The sequence below is a fragment of the Salipiger sp. HF18 genome (assembly GCF_011806505.1).
GTDB lineage: Bacteria > Pseudomonadota > Alphaproteobacteria > Rhodobacterales > Rhodobacteraceae > Salipiger > Salipiger thiooxidans.
In genome coordinates this window covers 1-662 of record NZ_JAATOS010000957.1, presented here as the reverse complement: position 1 = coordinate 662, position 662 = coordinate 1, and the positions used below count along the sequence as shown (strand labels likewise).

The following is a 662-nucleotide window of genomic DNA, read 5'->3' as shown; positions in this document are numbered from 1 at the left end:
GCTTCGACTGGACCGGCTTCTACCGGGTGACCGCGCCCGGGCTGCTCAAGATCGGTCCCTACCAGGGCGGCCACGGCTGCCTCGTCATCCCGTTCTCGCGCGGCGTCTGCGGCGCCTGCGCGCGCAGCGGCCAGACCCAGCTCGTGCCCGACGTCGAGGCATTCCCCGGCCACATCGCCTGCGCCAGTTCGACCCGCTCCGAGCTCGTCCTGCCGGTGCGCGACCGCTCAGGCGCCACCATCGCCGTGCTCGACATCGACAGCGACCTGCCCGAGGCCTTCACCGAGGCCGACGCGACCGCGTTGCAGGATATCCTCGACGCGACCTTCGCACGCTGACCCGGGCCCCTTGCGGCGCGGCCCGGGCTTTGCCAAAGGGGGCTGCATGAGCGATACCTACGATCCGCCCAAGGGCGACATCCCCATCCTGCACGCCGACACCGACCTGCTGGTGGTCGACAAGCCCGCGGGGCTTCTCTCCGTGCCCGGCAAGGGCGAGGCGCTGGCCGACTGCCTGATCACCCGGCTCGAAGCGGCCTTTCCCACCGTGCGGCTGGTGCACCGGCTCGACCGCGACACCTCGGGGGTGATGGTCTTCGGGCTCACCGCCCATGCGCAACGCCACCTCGGGCGGCAGTTCGAGACCCGCAAGACCCGCAAGAC

At 71.3% G+C, this 662-nt stretch carries 2 protein-coding genes; both read left to right on the top strand.

Going from position 1 to position 662, the window contains the following annotated elements; translation table 11 throughout:
• The coding region (locus HC022_RS28240; RefSeq protein ID WP_167454565.1) for a GAF domain-containing protein at positions 1-338 on the top strand (338 nt) is incomplete at its 5' end.
• A 46-nt stretch (positions 339-384) separates the two neighbouring features.
• On the top strand, positions 385-662 hold a 278-nt coding region (locus tag HC022_RS28235), incomplete at its 3' end, for a pseudouridine synthase (protein ID WP_254885305.1).